We start from the raw sequence: 14,038 nt of genomic DNA, 5'->3' as shown, positions 1-14,038 counted from the left end.
TCACTCCCCCTTGAATTCAGGCGTGCGCTTGGCGATGAAGGCGGCGACGCCTTCGCGGTAGTCGTGGCTGTGGCCCAGCTCCCGCATCATCTCGCCCTCCAGCTTGAGCTGTTCGGGCAGCGAATTGCCATAGCTGGCCTGCAGCGCCCTCTTGGTGAAGGCCAGGCCCTTGGTGGGCGCGGCGGCGAAGTGCCCGGCCATGGCCATGGCCTCGGTCATCAGCACCTCGTCCGGCACGGCCTTCCAGATCAGGCCCCATTGCTCGGCGCGGTCGGCGGTGAGCTTCTCGCCCAGCATGGCCAGGCCGGTGGCGCGCGCCATGCCGATCAGGCGCGGCAGGATCCACGTGCCGCCGGTGTCGGGGATCAGGCCCAGCTTGCAGAACACCTCGACGAAGCTGGCGGACTTGCCGGCGATGACGATGTCGGCGGCCAGCGCCAGGTTGGCGCCCGCGCCGGCGGCCACGCCGTTGACGGCGCAGATCACCGGCATGGGCAGGTTGCGCAGCGCGAGCACCAGCGGCGCGTAGAACTTCTCGACCGACTCGCCCAGGTCCACGCCCTGAGCGCCCGGCTCCACGGCGCGGTCGGACAGGTCCTGGCCGGCGCAGAAGCCGCGCCCGGCGCCGGTGAGCACGAACACGCGCACCGATTTGTCCCGCTCCACCTGGCCCAGCGCGTCGCGCACCTCCAGGTGCATGGCCTGGGTGAAGCTGTTCAACTTGTCGGGACGGTTCAGCGTCAGCTTGGCGATGCCGTTCTTGATCTCAAACAGGATGTTTTCATAGTTCATGGCGTCTCCTCCTATGGTTCTTATTCGTGCTGGTCGAAGTCCACGACCACCTTGTCGGTCACCGGGAAGCTCTGGCAGCTCAACACGAAGCCGCGCGCGATCTCGTAGTCCTCCAGCGCGTAGTTCACGTCCATGTCCACCTTCCCGTCCAGCACCTTGCAGCGGCAGGTGGAGCACACGCCGCCCTTGCAGGAGTAGCGCATGTCGATGCCGGCGCGCAGGCCCGCGTCCAGGATGGACTCCTTGTCCTTGTCCATCATGAACGTGCTGTGGTTGCCGTCCATGACGACGGTCACTTCGGTCAGGCCGGCGCCCAGTTCGGCCTGCGGGCGCGGCTTGTGCTGGTGCTTGGGGATGCTGGCCGCGAACAGCTCGACCTTGATGTGCGATTTCGGCATGCCCGCTTCCTGCAGCGCCTCCGAGACGCCGTGCATCATGTCCTCCGGGCCGCAGATGAAGGCGGTGTCGTAGTCCTCCACGCGCACCCAGTGTTGCAGGAACTGCCGGGCCTTCTCCTTGGTGATGCGGCCGTTGAACAGTTCGATGTCCTGCTGCTCGCGGCTCATCACGTAGGCGATGTTGAGGCGCTCCGTGTAAATGTCCTTCAGGTCCGCCAGCTCGTTCTTGAAGATCACCGACGACGAGGCGCGGTTGCCGTAGAAGAGCGTGAAGCGGCTGTCCGGCTCCGCCAGCAGCGTGGTCTTGATGATGGACAGGATGGGCGTGATGCCGCTGCCGGCCGCGAAGGCCATGTAGTTCTTGCGGTTGGCGGCGTCCAGCGGCACGTTGAAGTGGCCCATGGGCGGCATCACCTCGATCACCGCGCCGGGTTTCAGCACGTCGTTGGCCCAGGTGGAGAACAGGCCGCCGGCGGTGCGCTTGATGGCCACGCGCAGCGCATGGTCCTGCACGGCCGAGCAGATCGAGTACGAGCGGCGCACGTCCTCCGAATTGATCCGGGCGCGCAGCGTGAGGTGCTGGCCTTGCTGGTATGTGAAGCTCTCTTCCAGTTCGGGCGGCACGGCGAAGGTGACGGCGATGCAGTCGCGCGTTTCCTGGCTCACCCCGGCGACGGACAGCGGATAGAATTTGCTCATGTTTTTAGTGGCACTTGAAGTAGTCGAAGGGCTCGCGGCAATCGAGGCACTTGTACAGCGCCTTGCAGGGCGTGGAGCCGAACTGGCTGGTGTTTTCGGTGTGGCTGGAGCCGCAGTGGGGGCAAACGACTTTCGGCTTGGCGATGGCGCCTCTTTTCACGCCGGCCGCCAGGTCGCCGCCCTTGCGCAGGCCGCTGATGTCGACGACCCGCTGCGCGGGCGGGGCGATGCCGTAGCCTTTCAGCTTGGCCTTGCCCTCCTCGCTCATCCAGTCGGTGGTCCAGGCGGGGGACAGCCGCGTGCGCAGTTCCACGCGCCGGACGCCGCGTTCGCGCAGCGCGTCCGTGACGGCGTCCGCGATGACCTGCATGGCGGGGCAGCCCGAGTAGGTCGGCGTGATGGTGACGGTGCACCCGCCGTCGCCATCGACGGCGACGTCGCGCACGATGCCCAGGTCCACCACCGAGATCACGGGGATTTCGGGATCGGGGACCTCGGCCAGCCAGGACCAGACCTGGTCCACGCCGACCGCGCCGGCGGCGGCGGCGCTCATCACCACTCCGCCCCGGGATAGGCGCGCTGCAGGAACTGCATCTCGGCCAGCAGGTAGCCCAGGTGCTCGCTGTGGCGGCCTTGCTTGCCGCCCTTCTGCATCCACGCTTCCGGCGACGGCATGGCCAGCGTCGCCTCGCCGAAGATGTCGCCCACGTGCGCCAGCCATTGCGCGCGCAGCGGCTCGGCCGCGGGCGCCACGCCGGCGGCCACCATGGCCTGGTCCACCGCGTCGTAGTTGAAGAATTCGCCCGTGTACATCCACAGCTCGTCGGCCGCCGCCTGCGTCTTGGCGTGGCTGACGTCCGTGCCGTCGCCCAGGCGCACGATCAGGTCGCCGCTGCGGCGCAGGTGGTAGGTCACTTCCTTGAGCGACTTCTCGGCGATCTCGCGGACGCGCGCGTCGCCGGACCTGGTCAGCGCGCCGATGAGGAAGTAGTGCCAGGTGTCGAAGAAGAACTGGCGCATCATGGTGTCGGCGTAGTTGCCGTTGTTCTGCTCCACCAGCAGGCAGTTCCTGAAATCGTGCGCGTCGCGGTGGTAGGCCAGCCGGTCCTCGTCGCGGCCCGCGCCTTCCAGTTCGGCGGCGTAGGCGTACCACATGCGGGTCTGGCCCAGCAGGTCCAGCGCCACGTTGGTCAGCGCCATGTCCTCCTCCAGCGCCGGGCCCTTGCCGCACAGCTCCGACAGGCGCTGGCTCAGGATCAGGGCGTTGTCGCCCTGGCGCAGGAGATAAGTAACGATATCGTCCATGGTGTCCGCCCGCTTACAGGTTCTTCACTTCTTCCGGCATCGGGAAGAAGGTGGGGTGGCGATAGACCTTGCTGTTGGCCGGCTCGAACAGCGCCTCCTTGTCGGACGGGCTGCTGGCGACGATGTCGGCGGCGCGCACCACCCAGATGCTCACGCCCTCGTTGCGGCGGGTGTAGACGTCGCGCGCGTTGTTGACCGCCATGGCGGCGTCGGGCGCGTGCAGGCTGCCCACGTGCTTGTGCGCCAGCCCGTGCTGGCTACGGATGAATACTTCCCACAATGGCCATTCTTTGCTCATCTCATGTCTCCTCAGGCCGCGGCCTTGTCTTCTTTGTGTTTGTCGGCGTGCGCCGCCAGCGCGTCGCGGAACCACTCGCCGTCGTCCCAGGCCTTGACGCGGGTGCGCAGGCGGTCGCGGTTGCACGGGCCGTTGCCCTTCAGGACGGCCTGGAACTCGCTCCAGTCGATCTCGCCGAATTCATAGTGGCCGGTGTCGGCGTTGAACCGCAGGTCCGGGTCGGGGATGGTCAGGCCCAGGTATTCGGCCTGGGGCACGGTCTGGTCCACCATGCGCTGGCGCAGCTCGTCGTTCGAGAACAACTTGATGCGCCACTGCGCGGACTGCGCGCTGTTGACCGATTCCGCGTCGGACGGGCCGAACATCATCAGCGACGGCCACCACCAGCGGTTCAGCGCGTCCTGCGCCATGGCCTTCTGCTCCGGCGTGCCCTTGGCCAGCGACATCATGATGTCGTAGCCCTGGCGCGCGTGGAAGGATTCCTCCTTGCAGACGCGGATCATGGCGCGGGCGTACGGGCCGTACGAGCAGCGGCACAGCGGGATCTGGTTGATGATGGCCGAGCCGTCCACCAGCCAGCCGATGGCGCCCATGTCGGCCCAGCTCAGGGTCGGATAGTTGAAGATGCTCGAATACTTGGCCTTGCCGCTGTGCAGGGCCGCCAGCAGCTCGTCGCGCGACACCCCCAGCGTCTCGGCGGCGCTGTACAGGTACAGGCCGTGGCCGGCCTCGTCCTGGATCTTGGCCAGCAGGATGGACTTGCGTTTCAGCGTGGGCGCGCGGGTCACCCAGTTGCCCTCGGGCAGCTGGCCGACGATTTCCGAATGGGCGTGCTGGGAAATCTGGCGGATCAGCGTCTTGCGGTAGGCGTCCGGCATCCAGTCCTTGGCCTCGATTTTGACGCCGTCGTCGATCCTGGCCTGGAAGGCGCGCTCCTCGGCGCCCATGTCGTCGAGGGAACGGACGTTTTTCAGCCCCGTTTCCACCATCTGTGCGTACATGATCTGTCTCCTCGTTCAAGGTATGGATCGATAATACGATACAAATTTAACTTTGCATACGTTTTTTTTGACTCAAATTAAAAATCCGTATCCTTTTACGGCGCAATACTGCCGTTTTGTCCACGTAGAAGAAAAATAATGCTGCGCCGAAGCCGGAGCAAAGTAAACTCCCGTCTTGAGAGAAATCACGCGTAGTCCGCAACGATGAACAACCTGAACAGCAACGAATGGATCGCCCACTTCCTGGCCAGCGATCCGCCCCGCTCCAAATCCCTGGTGATGACCATTTTCGGCGACAGCATCGTGCCGCACGGCGGCACCGTCTGGCTGGGCAGCCTGATCGAGCTGCTGGCCCCGCTCGGCGTCAACGACCGGCTGGTGCGCACCTCCGTGTTCCGGCTGGCCCAGGAGGGCTGGCTGGCCTCGCAGCGCGACGGACGCCGCTCCTCGTACGCGGTGCCGCCGTCCGCGCAGGGCCGCTTCACGCGCGCCTACCGCCGCGTGTACGCGCCACCGCAGCGCGAGTGGGACGGCAACTGGACCTTCGTCCTGAGCGGCAACGGCAACATCAGCGCCGCCGAGCGCGGCACCTTGCGCAAGGAATTGCTGTGGGAGGGCTACAGCCTGGTGTCGCCGGGCGTGTTCGGCCATCCGGCCGGCGACGCCGACACGCTGGACGACCTGCTGGCCCGCACCGGCACGCAGGACAAGGTCTTCGTCTGCCGGGGCGCCAGCATGCCGGGCGTGCGCCACGGCCGCCCGCTGCGCGAGCTGATCGTGGACGGCTGGGACCTGGGCGGCGTGATCGACGGCTACCAGCGGTTCATCGCCCAGTTCCAGCCGCTGCTGGCCCTGCTGGACGGCGGACCGGCGCCCGAGCCGGAGCAGGCCTTCGTGATCCGCACCCTGCTGGCGCACGCCTACCGCCGGGTCCAGCTGCACGACCCGCACCTGCCGATGGAACTGCTGCCCGAACCCTGGCCGGGCGCCAAGGCCTACGAGCTGGCGCGGCGGCTCTACGTGCTGGTGTACGAGGCGGCCGAGGCGCACATCACCACCACCCTGCGCCGCGAAGACCCGGACGCGCCCGAGGCGGACCCCAGCCTGGACGAGCGTTTCGGCGGCCTGCGCCCGTCCCCGGACCGAGGGTAGGGGCTAGCCGGATGCTAGCGCCGGCCGCGCCGCGCCCGGCAAACCGGCGTATCGCCTTGTCAAGCCGCGCGGCCCCGGTGTTGTTTATTTCGCATCGGAAATCTTCTCTTGATCGCATGCAAACCCAGTCGTAAAGTGGATCGTTCCGCGACGTTGAACGGCCACGTTAACCGATGAGGATGACCATGCTGAATCGCCTTACCATCAAAGTAAAGCTGTCCCTGTTGCTGGGTCTTGCGGTGCTGGGCATCGCGCTGGTCGGCGCCGCCGGCTATGCCGGCCTGCGCGGCGCGAACCACGGATTCACGGAAGTGGCGGACGTGCGCCTGCCGTCGGTGACCGGCCTGTACCAGATCAAGCTGGGCAACCGCGCGATCCGCATCGGCGCGCTGGGCGTGTTCCGCCACGCCGACGACATGCGGGCGCAGGGCGAGATCGCGGCGCAAGTCACGGCGATGCGGAACGGCTTCGCCGAGGTCGCGGGCGGGCGCAAGATCTACGAGCCGCTGCCGCAAAGCAGCGAGGAAGCCGAGCTGTACAGGGAATTCCTCGCCGCCTGGGCGCCGCGCCAGGAAAGCGGCCAGCGCGTGATCGCGGCCGCCGAACGGCTGGCCCAGGCCAGGGACGCCGCCGCGCACAAGGAGGCGCTCGAGGAATTCCGCCTGGCGGCGAACGCGGCCGGTCCCCATATCGAGCACGTGCGCGTGGCGCTGGACAAGGTGCTGGAACTGAACCTGCGCCTGGCCGCCGCCGCGACCGCCGCCGCGCGCGACGACATGGCCGACGCGCAGCGCCACATGGCCGTCATATTCGGCGCGGCCGCCGCCATCGTGGTGACGCTGGGCCTGCTCATCCTGACGGCCACGCTGCGCCAGCTGGGCGGCGACCCGGCCTACGCGGCCGAGGTGGTCAACCGGGTGGCGTCCGGGGACCTGTCGGTGGAAATCCATACCGGCGAGCACGACAACAGCAGCCTGCTGTTCTGCATGAAGACCATGGTGACGCGGCTGGCGGCGGTGGTGGGCAACGTCAACGACAGCGCCCACGCGCTGGCCAGCGCGTCCGAGGAAGTGAGCAGCACCGCGCAGTCGCTGGCGCAGGCCGCCAGCGAGCAGGCCGCCAGCGTGGAGGAGACCAGCGCCTCGGTCGAGGAAATGACGGCCTCGATCGCGCAGAACACGGAGAACGCGCGCGTCACCGACACCATGGCCAGCCAGGCCGCGACCGAGGCGGTGGAGGGCGGCACGGCGGTCGGCTCGACAGTGGTGGCGATGCGCGAGATCGCGCGCAAGATCGCCATCATCGACGACATCGCCTACCAGACCAACCTGCTGGCGCTGAACGCGGCCATCGAGGCGGCGCGCGCCGGCGAGCACGGCAAGGGCTTCGCCGTGGTGGCGGCCGAGGTGCGCAAACTGGCCGAGCGCAGCCAGGTGGCGGCGCAGGAGATCGGCGAAGTGGCGGGCGGCAGCGTCAGCCTGGCCGAGCGGGCCGGCACCCTGCTCAACTCCATGGTGCCCAACATCAAGCGGACCTCGGACCTGGTGCAGGAAATCAGCGGCGCCTCGGACGAGCAATCGGCCGGCGTGGCGCAGATCAACGTCGCGCTGAGCCAATTGAGCCAGACCACCCAGCAAAACGCCGCCGGCTCCGAACAGCTGGCCGCCACGGCCGAGGAAATGAGCGCGCAAGCCGGCGAACTGCAGCAGGCGATGGGCTTCTTCAAGACCCGCGCCGAGCGCGCCGCCGAACCGTTCGCACCGGCGCCGGCCAAGCTCGCGGCCAGCCGCCGCAAGGCGCCGCTGCGGCAAGTCGTGATGGGCCGGGACCTCGACGCGGCCAACGGCAGCTTCACGCGGTTCTGAGGCCCGGGCGGGCCGGCGCTACCGGCCGCCGCGCCGTCAACGCTGTTCCCGGCCGACCTGTTTCGCCGCGCTCAGCAGGTGGTCGCCCATCTGCTCCAGCATGCGCGTCTGCAGCGCCATCGAATCCAGCATGGCGACGCTGAAGGCGAATTCGGCCGGCGTGGTGTAGCCGGGGAAACGGATGATGCGCAGCAGTTCCTTCAGCGACGTGCCCTGCCCCAGGTGCGCCAGGGCGTCGCCGAGGGCGTTGATTTTCTTGTCCAGCACTTCGATGTGCTCGGGTCCGCAAGAGTCCATGATGATGCTCCTCGATAACGCGGCGCGGCCGCACAATGCGGAGGGCCGCAAGCCAACTTATCAAACCCGCGCGCGCCGGCCTTGATCTTTCTCACCGGTGCGTCGCGTGCTATGCTCGCCGCTCTCCCCGTCCCCCGAAAGCGCCCCCATGAAGCTCGCCACCGCCACCGTCCTGCTCTCCCTGCTCGCGCCCGGCGCCGCGCTGGCGGCGGGGGTCATCCTGGTCCAGGCCGGGAAACTGCTGGACCGTCCCGGCCACGCGCCGCGCGGGGCGGCCACGCTGGTGGTGGAAAACGGCAAGATCAGCGCCGTGCTGGACGGACATGTGGGCGTGGACATGTATCCCGGCGCGACGATCGTCGACCTGCGCGAGCGCTTCGTGCTGCCCGGCCTGATCGACAGCCATGTGCACCTGGTGTCGGACCGCGCCGGCGCCGAGGGCGCGCTGGCCAACGTCAACACCAGCCCGGCGGCCTGGGCCTACGAGGCCGAAATGAACGCCCGCAAGACCTTGGCGGCCGGCTTCACCACCGTGCGCAACCTGGGCGACGGCCCGGACGGCGTCACCCTGGCGCTGCGCGACGCGGTCAACAAGGGCTGGGTGCAAGGCCCGCGCATTCTGGACGCGGGCACGTCCATCTCCACCACGGCCGGCCACATGGACGGCCGCCTCGGCTACGCCGACTGGGTGCGGCACGGCGTCAGCGACGAGAACCTGTGCGACGGCGTGGAAAGCTGCCGGCGCGCGGTGCGCAAGCAGATCGGGCGCGGCGTGGACGTGATCAAGATCGCCACCACGGGCGGCGTGAACAGCATGGTGGGCGCGGGCGTGGCCAGGCAGATGTTCGACGACGAGGCCAGGGCGCTGATCGAGACCGCCCACCTGTACGGCAAAAAGGTGGCGGTGCACGCGCACGGCGACGGCGGCATCAACCTCGCGCTGGCGGCGGGCGCCGACTCGATCGAGCACGGCACGCTGCTGGACGAGAAGGGCGTGCAGCTGTTCCTGAAATCGGGCGCGTACTACGTGCCGACGCTGTCCACGGTGAACGGCTACAAGGAGCGCATCGCCGCCAATCCGGACGCCTATGCGCCGGCGGTGCGGGCCAAGATCGACTGGCGCATCGGCATCACCGGCAAGTCGCTCAAGCTGGCGCACGCGCGCGGCGTGAAGATCGCCTTCGGCACGGACGCGGGCGTGTCCAAGCACGGCCGCAACGCCGATGAATTCGAACTGATGGTCCAGTACGGCATGAGCCCGATGGAAGCGATCAAGGCGGCGACGGTGAACGCCGCCGACCTGCTGGGCGTGGGCGCGCAGGCCGGCACGCTGGAGGCGGGCAAGAGCGCCGACCTGATCGCCGTCGCCGCCGACCCGCTGCGCGACATCACCGAGCTCAAGCGCGTGCGCTTCGTCATGATGGCCGGCGCGGTCGCCAAGTCCGAATAACTTATCAAAACCACATCGGTGTCAGGCGCGACATTCGGACACGGACTCGTCCGTACCTCCCGGAATGTCCGAATGTCGCGCCTGACACCGATGTAAAAGTGTTAATTATTTGCGGCCGAGGCTGATGAGGTAGTTTTGCATCGTGGCTTCGGCCACCGAGGCCCATTGGTTCTGGTCGTGGCGGAAGCGCTTCCAGGGGTCGTAGATCTTCTTGAACTTGGCGTTCTTGGCGGCTTCCTCTTCCATCACCGCCGTCGAGTGCTTGTAGGCGGCGTCCATGATCTCTTTCGAGAAGCTGTGCAGCTTGGCGCCGTTCTTCAGCAGCCGCGCCAGCGCCGCCGGGTTCTTGGCGTCGTAGTCGGCTTGCATGATGACGTGGCATTCGTAGCTGGCGCATTCGATCGCGGCCTTGTATTCCTTGGGCAGCTTTTCCCATTCCTTGATGTTGATGTAGAACGACAACTGCGGCCCGGCCTCCCACCAGCCCGGCGCGTAGTAGTGCGGCGCCACCTTTTGCAGGCCCAGCTTTTCGTCGTCGTAGGGGCCGACCCACTCGGCGGCGTCGATCGTGCCCTTCTCCAGCGCGGCGTAGACGTCGTTGGCCGGGATCTGCTGCGGCACCGCGCCCATGCGCTCCATCACGCGACCGGCGAAGCCGGCGATGCGGATCTTCAGGCCCTTCACGTCGGCCACGGTCTTGATCTCCTTGCGGTACCAGCCGCCCATCTGGGTACCGGTGTTCCCGGCCAGGAAGTTGATGATGCCGTAGCCCTTGTAGAACTCGCGCAACAGTTCGCGCCCGCCGCCCTGGTCGAACCAGGCGGTCTGCTGGCGCGAGGTCAGGCCGAACGGCACCGCGCAGTCGAAGGCGAACGTGGGGTCCTTGCCGAAGTAGTAGTAGGACGGCGTGTGGCCCATCTCCACCGTGCCGGCCTGCACCGCGTCCATCACTTGCAGGCCGGGGACGATCTCGCCGGCCGCGTGCTGGCGGATCTGGAATTTTCCGCCCGTGAGCTCGGCCACGCGCTTGACGAACTGCTCGGCCGAGCCGTAGATGGTGTCCAGCGTCTTGGGGAAGCTCGAGGCCAGGCGCCAGGTCACGGCGGGCTGCGCTTGCGCCAGCGCGGGGGCGGCCAGCGCGCCGGCGGCGGCGCCTGCCGATGCTTTTTTCAGGAAAGAACGACGTTCCATGGGGTGGGTCTCCGGTCAGGTTGTCCAGCGAGTGTATGTCCGAATTGGCAAGCTTGCAATCACAAGCTTGCTGCAAAGCTAGTATCATGGCGTCTCTCACCAATCCGGGATTTGAGCAATGACGATCAAAATCAGCCACCAATTCGATGCTGGCGCCATCGACGTTCTGCGCGCGGACGACCCTTCCGCGATCGACCTGAACATCCGCAAGGACTCCCACGCCGATATCATCCAGTGGTTCTACTTCCGCGTGCAGGGCGCCAGGGCGACCCCGCTGACCATGAATTTCCTGAACGCCGGCAAGGCCGCGTATCCGGCCGGCTGGGAGGGCTACCAGGCCGTGGCCAGCTACGACCGCGCCAGCTGGTTCCGCGTGCCGACCAGCTTCGACGGCGACACCATGACCATCAACCACACGCCCGAATTCGACAGCGTGTACTACGCCTATTTCGAGCCGTATTCGTACGAGCGCCACCTGGCCCTGCTGGACAGCGCCCAGCTGTCGCCGCACGTGCGCCAGGTGGACCTGGGCTCGACCATCGACGGCCACGACATGAACCTGCTGGTGATCGGCGAGCCGGTCGACGGCAAGAAGAAGGTCTGGGTCATCGCGCGCCAGCATCCCGGCGAGACGATGGCCGAGTGGTTCGTCGAGGGCATGCTGGACGCGCTGCTGGACGACGCCAACCCCTTCGGCCGCCAACTGCTGAAGGAGGCGGTGTTCTACGTGGTGCCGAACATGAATCCGGACGGCTCGGTGCGCGGCAACCTGCGCACCAACGCGGCCGGCGCCAACCTGAACCGCGAGTGGCTGAATCCGACCATGGAGCGCAGCCCCGAGGTGTTCCTGGTCAAGCGAAAAATGCACGAGACCGGCGTCGACCTGTGCCTGGACGTGCACGGCGACGAGGGCCTGCCCTACGTGTTCGTGGCGGGCAGCGAGTCCTTGCCGGACTTCACCGAGGCGCAGCGCGCCGCGCAGGACCGCTTCATCGCCGACTTCAAGATCGCCAGCCCGGACTTCCAGGACCTGCACGGCTACGGCGCGACGCCCTACACCGCCGAGACGCTGACCATGGGTTCGCCGCACGTCACCCACGCCTTCGGCTGCCTGTCGCTGACCCTGGAGATGCCGTTCAAGGACAACGCCAACGATCCCGACCCGGTGGCCGGCTGGGACGGTGCCCGCAGCGCCGCCCTGGGCGCGTCCATCCTGCAGCCCGTGCTGCAATCGCTGCGCGCCTGATCCGTCCCGCGCGGCACCGGCCCTGCCCAGGCGGCAGGGCTTTTTTATGTCCAACGATAAGCCAACAACAATGACCCGTCCCACCCGCCCCTCCCTCCCCTCCCACTCCCTGCTGCGCATGCTCGCCGCCGTCCCCGCGCTGCTGGCCGCGCAGCACGCCCACGCGGCCGACGAGGCCAAGCCCGCCATCCAGCAGGTCGAGGTCAAGGGCGCGGCGGCCGGCTACGACGCGCGCCGCAACGACACCGCCACCAAGATCGTGGTGACGCAGGAGGAGATCCTGAAGAACGGCGACACCACCATCGGCGAGGTGCTCAAGCGCCTGCCGGGCGTGACGATGGGCGGCGTGCAGGGCCGCGGCGGCGACATCCGCATGCGCGGCCTGGGCAGCGGCTACACGCAGATCATGCTGAACGGCGAACCGGCGCCGCCCGGCTTCTCGCTGGACTCGCTGTCGCCGGACATGATCGAGCGCGTCGAGGTGATGCGCGCCGCCACCGCCGAATACAGCACCCAGGCCATCGCCGGCGGCATCAACATCGTGCTGAAAAAGGCGATCCAGACCGCGCAGAAGGAACTGAAGATCGGCCTGCAGGACGACAACGGCAAGTTCGGCACCAATTCCAACTTCCAGCTGTCGGACCGCAGCGGCGCGCTGTCGTACGCCATCGGCGGCAACCTCAGCTACGGCAAGTTCGACCGGCCGTCGCGCATCGTCACCACCGGCGAGGACCCGGCCGGCGCCCCCAACCTGCTGCGCCACGCGGCGCTGGAGAGCGAGGGCGTGTTCAAGGGCTTCGGCCTGTCGCCGCGCGTGAACATCAACCTGGGGCCGGGCGACATCGTCACCTCGCAGAGTTTCATCAACCTGAACCGCTTCCGCGCCAGCAACACGGAACGCATCGCCACCCTGCTGGGCGGCGCGCCGCGCTACAGCGGCACCGACCTGGGCGTGCGCTCGGACATGGACATGCTGCGCAGCGACCTGACCTGGACGCGCAAGCTGGCGCGGGGCGCCAGGCTGGAGGTGAAGGGCGGCGTGAACTACAACCGCCGCGTCATCGAGGCGCCTTCGCGGCAGTACTACCGGGACCGCACGCTGGCCATGAGCCGCACCGTCGATTCGGAGTCCAGCGACAAGGGCTTCAGCACCACCGGCAAGTACGCCACGCCGCTGATCGAGCGCCACGCGCTGTCCATGGGCTGGGACGCGGCGTACAGCACCCGCTACGAGGACCGCATCCAGCGCGAACGCTCCCACATCAGCCCCGCGGACCCGGCCCACATCAAGCCCGTCGACCTGGACCAGCTGTACAACGCGGACGTCACGCGCCTGGCCCTGTTCGGCCAGGACGAGTGGCAGGTGACGGAGCGCTGGTCGGTGTACCTGGGGCTGCGCTGGGAGGGCATCCGGACCAAGAGCGAGGGCACGGGCTACGCGCCGGTGGACAACAAGTCCAGCGTCTGGAGCCCGCTGTTCCAGACGCTGTGGAAGCTGCCGGACAGTAAAAACGACCAGCTGCGCCTGGGCCTCACGCGCACCTACAAGGCGCCCGGCGTGAACAGCCTGATTCCGCGCCGCTTCGTCTCCAACAACAACAGCCCGACCACGCCGGACCAGATGGGCAATCCGCAACTGAAGCCGGAACTGGCCTGGGGCCTGGACTTGGCGTACGAGCACTACCTGCCGAACGGCGGCCTGCTGACGGCCAGCACCTTCGTGCGCCGCATCGAGGACATCACGCACAACACGGTGACGGAGATCGACGGCCAGTGGGTGTCGCGCCCGATCAACGACGGCGTGGCCTGGACCCGCGGCGTGGAGCTGGAGGCGAAGCTGCCTTTGCGTTCCCTGTATCCGAAGGCGCCCGCCGTCGAGGTGCGCGCCAACGTCGCCCGCAACTGGTCGAAACTGAACTCGGTGCCCGGCCCGGACAACCGCCTGGACCAGCAAACCCCGGTCAGCGGCACGCTGGGCCTGGACTACAAGATGGACGCGCTGCCGCTGACGGCCGGCGGCAGCTACAGCTTCCAGAGCGGCGGCCCGGTGCGGATCGCGCTGAACCAGTACGCCTACACGGTGCCCAAGCGCTCGCTGGACTTGTACGGGCTGTGGAAATTCAATCCCAGGAACCAGCTGCGCGTCTCGCTGTCGAACGCCCTGCACCAGGACAACCTGGCGCAATCGCGTTTCACCACCCCGCGCGGCGCCACCAGCGACACCACCATCACGCCGACCGTGGCGGTCGTGCGGGCGCTGATGGAGATGAAGTTCTAAGCTGTCCCTGAGCCAACGCAAGCCGGGGCCCGCTCCGGCTTGCCATGATGGTTTTTCCACCACCGG

General features: G+C 67.6%; 13 protein-coding genes. 5 read left to right on the top strand and 8 right to left on the bottom strand.

Going from position 1 to position 14,038, the window contains the following annotated elements:
• The 6 genes from paaG to paaA are packed head-to-tail and all read right to left on the bottom strand — an operon-like array spanning nt 1 to nt 4,493.
• Entirely contained in the window at nt 1–792 is a 792-nt protein-coding gene (paaG, locus tag BM436_RS15675) for a 2-(1,2-epoxy-1,2-dihydrophenyl)acetyl-CoA isomerase PaaG (RefSeq protein WP_093556468.1), read from the bottom strand.
• Between the two features lie 20 nt (nt 793–812).
• Nucleotides 813–1,889: a 1,2-phenylacetyl-CoA epoxidase subunit PaaE gene (gene paaE, locus BM436_RS15670; RefSeq protein WP_093556467.1), complete on the bottom strand. Its 1,077-nt coding sequence runs from the start codon at nt 1,887–1,889 to the stop codon at nt 813–815.
• Between the two features lie 4 nt (nt 1,890–1,893).
• Nucleotides 1,894–2,442 (bottom strand): 1,2-phenylacetyl-CoA epoxidase subunit PaaD, encoded by a 549-nt coding sequence (gene paaD / locus BM436_RS15665; protein WP_093556466.1) that lies wholly within the window; start codon nt 2,440–2,442, stop codon nt 1,894–1,896.
• Nucleotides 2,442–3,194, bottom strand: a complete 753-nt coding sequence (gene paaC, locus BM436_RS15660) for a 1,2-phenylacetyl-CoA epoxidase subunit PaaC (protein ID WP_093556465.1) — start codon at nt 3,192–3,194, stop codon at nt 2,442–2,444. The genes paaD and paaC overlap by 1 nt, the downstream gene beginning before the upstream one ends.
• A 13-nt stretch (nt 3,195–3,207) precedes the next feature.
• On the bottom strand, nt 3,208–3,492 hold the full coding sequence (gene paaB / locus BM436_RS15655; RefSeq protein ID WP_093556464.1) for a 1,2-phenylacetyl-CoA epoxidase subunit PaaB: 285 nt from the start codon (nt 3,490–3,492) through the stop codon (nt 3,208–3,210).
• Between the two features lie 11 nt (nt 3,493–3,503).
• Nucleotides 3,504–4,493: a 1,2-phenylacetyl-CoA epoxidase subunit PaaA gene (gene paaA, locus BM436_RS15650; RefSeq protein WP_093556463.1), complete on the bottom strand. Its 990-nt coding sequence runs from the start codon at nt 4,491–4,493 to the stop codon at nt 3,504–3,506.
• Nucleotides 4,494–4,697: 204 nt separating this feature from the next.
• Here paaA and paaX point away from each other — a divergent pair, with 204 nt between their 5' ends.
• Both paaX and BM436_RS15640 read left to right on the top strand, forming a co-directional pair.
• Nucleotides 4,698–5,645: a phenylacetic acid degradation operon negative regulatory protein PaaX gene (gene paaX / locus BM436_RS15645; protein WP_093556462.1), complete on the top strand. Its 948-nt coding sequence runs from the start codon at nt 4,698–4,700 to the stop codon at nt 5,643–5,645.
• A gap of 185 nt (nt 5,646–5,830) precedes the next feature.
• Nucleotides 5,831–7,510 (top strand): methyl-accepting chemotaxis protein, encoded by a 1,680-nt coding sequence (locus BM436_RS15640; RefSeq protein ID WP_093556517.1) that lies wholly within the window; start codon nt 5,831–5,833, stop codon nt 7,508–7,510.
• Nucleotides 7,511–7,546: 36 nt separating this feature from the next.
• Here BM436_RS15640 and BM436_RS15635 read toward each other — a convergent pair whose 3' ends face one another.
• Nucleotides 7,547–7,807: a hypothetical protein gene (locus tag BM436_RS15635; protein ID WP_093556461.1), complete on the bottom strand. Its 261-nt coding sequence runs from the start codon at nt 7,805–7,807 to the stop codon at nt 7,547–7,549.
• 148 nt (nt 7,808–7,955) lie between these two features.
• Here BM436_RS15635 and BM436_RS15630 point away from each other — a divergent pair, with 148 nt between their 5' ends.
• A complete protein-coding gene (locus BM436_RS15630) occupies nt 7,956–9,257 on the top strand; it encodes a metal-dependent hydrolase family protein (RefSeq protein WP_093556460.1) in 1,302 nt (433 codons plus the stop codon).
• Nucleotides 9,258–9,362: 105 nt separating this feature from the next.
• On the opposite strand, the gene BM436_RS15625 is transcribed toward BM436_RS15630, so the two are convergent.
• Nucleotides 9,363–10,448: a TRAP transporter substrate-binding protein gene (locus BM436_RS15625; RefSeq protein WP_093556459.1), complete on the bottom strand. Its 1,086-nt coding sequence runs from the start codon at nt 10,446–10,448 to the stop codon at nt 9,363–9,365.
• A 118-nt stretch (nt 10,449–10,566) separates the two neighbouring features.
• Between BM436_RS15625 and BM436_RS15620 the strand changes: the two genes are divergently transcribed.
• Both BM436_RS15620 and BM436_RS15615 read left to right on the top strand, forming a co-directional pair.
• Nucleotides 10,567–11,694 (top strand): M14 family metallopeptidase, encoded by a 1,128-nt coding sequence (locus BM436_RS15620; RefSeq protein ID WP_093556458.1) that lies wholly within the window; start codon nt 10,567–10,569, stop codon nt 11,692–11,694.
• Nucleotides 11,695–11,764: 70 nt separating this feature from the next.
• Nucleotides 11,765–13,972, top strand: coding sequence for a TonB-dependent receptor plug domain-containing protein (locus BM436_RS15615; protein WP_177307220.1), 2,208 nt, complete (start codon nt 11,765–11,767; stop codon nt 13,970–13,972).
• The last annotated feature ends 66 nt before the right edge of the window (nt 13,973–14,038 follow it).

Origin of the sequence: Pseudoduganella namucuonensis (assembly GCF_900116645.1) — a bacterium.
Taxonomy (GTDB): Bacteria; Pseudomonadota; Gammaproteobacteria; order Burkholderiales; family Burkholderiaceae_D; genus Rugamonas; species Rugamonas namucuonensis.
Note: the sequence above shows the minus strand (reverse complement) of the source record. Positions and strands in the feature narration are given on the sequence as shown.

What these genes read in the sequence shown, in the direction of transcription:
- paaG (WP_093556468.1), bottom strand. Translation starts at nt 792, where the DNA reads ATGAACTATGAAAACATCCTGTTTGAGATCAAGAACGGCATCGCCAAG.
- paaE (WP_093556467.1), bottom strand. Translation starts at nt 1,889, where the DNA reads ATGAGCAAATTCTATCCGCTGTCCGTCGCCGGGGTGAGCCAGGAAACG.
- paaD (WP_093556466.1), bottom strand. Translation starts at nt 2,442, where the DNA reads ATGAGCGCCGCCGCCGCCGGCGCGGTCGGCGTGGACCAGGTCTGGTCC.
- paaC (WP_093556465.1), bottom strand. Translation starts at nt 3,194, where the DNA reads ATGGACGATATCGTTACTTATCTCCTGCGCCAGGGCGACAACGCCCTG.
- paaB (WP_093556464.1), bottom strand. Translation starts at nt 3,492, where the DNA reads ATGAGCAAAGAATGGCCATTGTGGGAAGTATTCATCCGTAGCCAGCAC.
- paaA (WP_093556463.1), bottom strand. Translation starts at nt 4,493, where the DNA reads ATGTACGCACAGATGGTGGAAACGGGGCTGAAAAACGTCCGTTCCCTC.
- paaX (WP_093556462.1), top strand. Translation starts at nt 4,698, where the DNA reads ATGAACAACCTGAACAGCAACGAATGGATCGCCCACTTCCTGGCCAGC.
- BM436_RS15640 (WP_093556517.1), top strand. Translation starts at nt 5,831, where the DNA reads ATGCTGAATCGCCTTACCATCAAAGTAAAGCTGTCCCTGTTGCTGGGT.
- BM436_RS15635 (WP_093556461.1), bottom strand. Translation starts at nt 7,807, where the DNA reads ATGGACTCTTGCGGACCCGAGCACATCGAAGTGCTGGACAAGAAAATC.
- BM436_RS15630 (WP_093556460.1), top strand. Translation starts at nt 7,956, where the DNA reads ATGAAGCTCGCCACCGCCACCGTCCTGCTCTCCCTGCTCGCGCCCGGC.
- BM436_RS15625 (WP_093556459.1), bottom strand. Translation starts at nt 10,448, where the DNA reads ATGGAACGTCGTTCTTTCCTGAAAAAAGCATCGGCAGGCGCCGCCGCC.
- BM436_RS15620 (WP_093556458.1), top strand. Translation starts at nt 10,567, where the DNA reads ATGACGATCAAAATCAGCCACCAATTCGATGCTGGCGCCATCGACGTT.
- BM436_RS15615 (WP_177307220.1), top strand. Translation starts at nt 11,765, where the DNA reads ATGACCCGTCCCACCCGCCCCTCCCTCCCCTCCCACTCCCTGCTGCGC.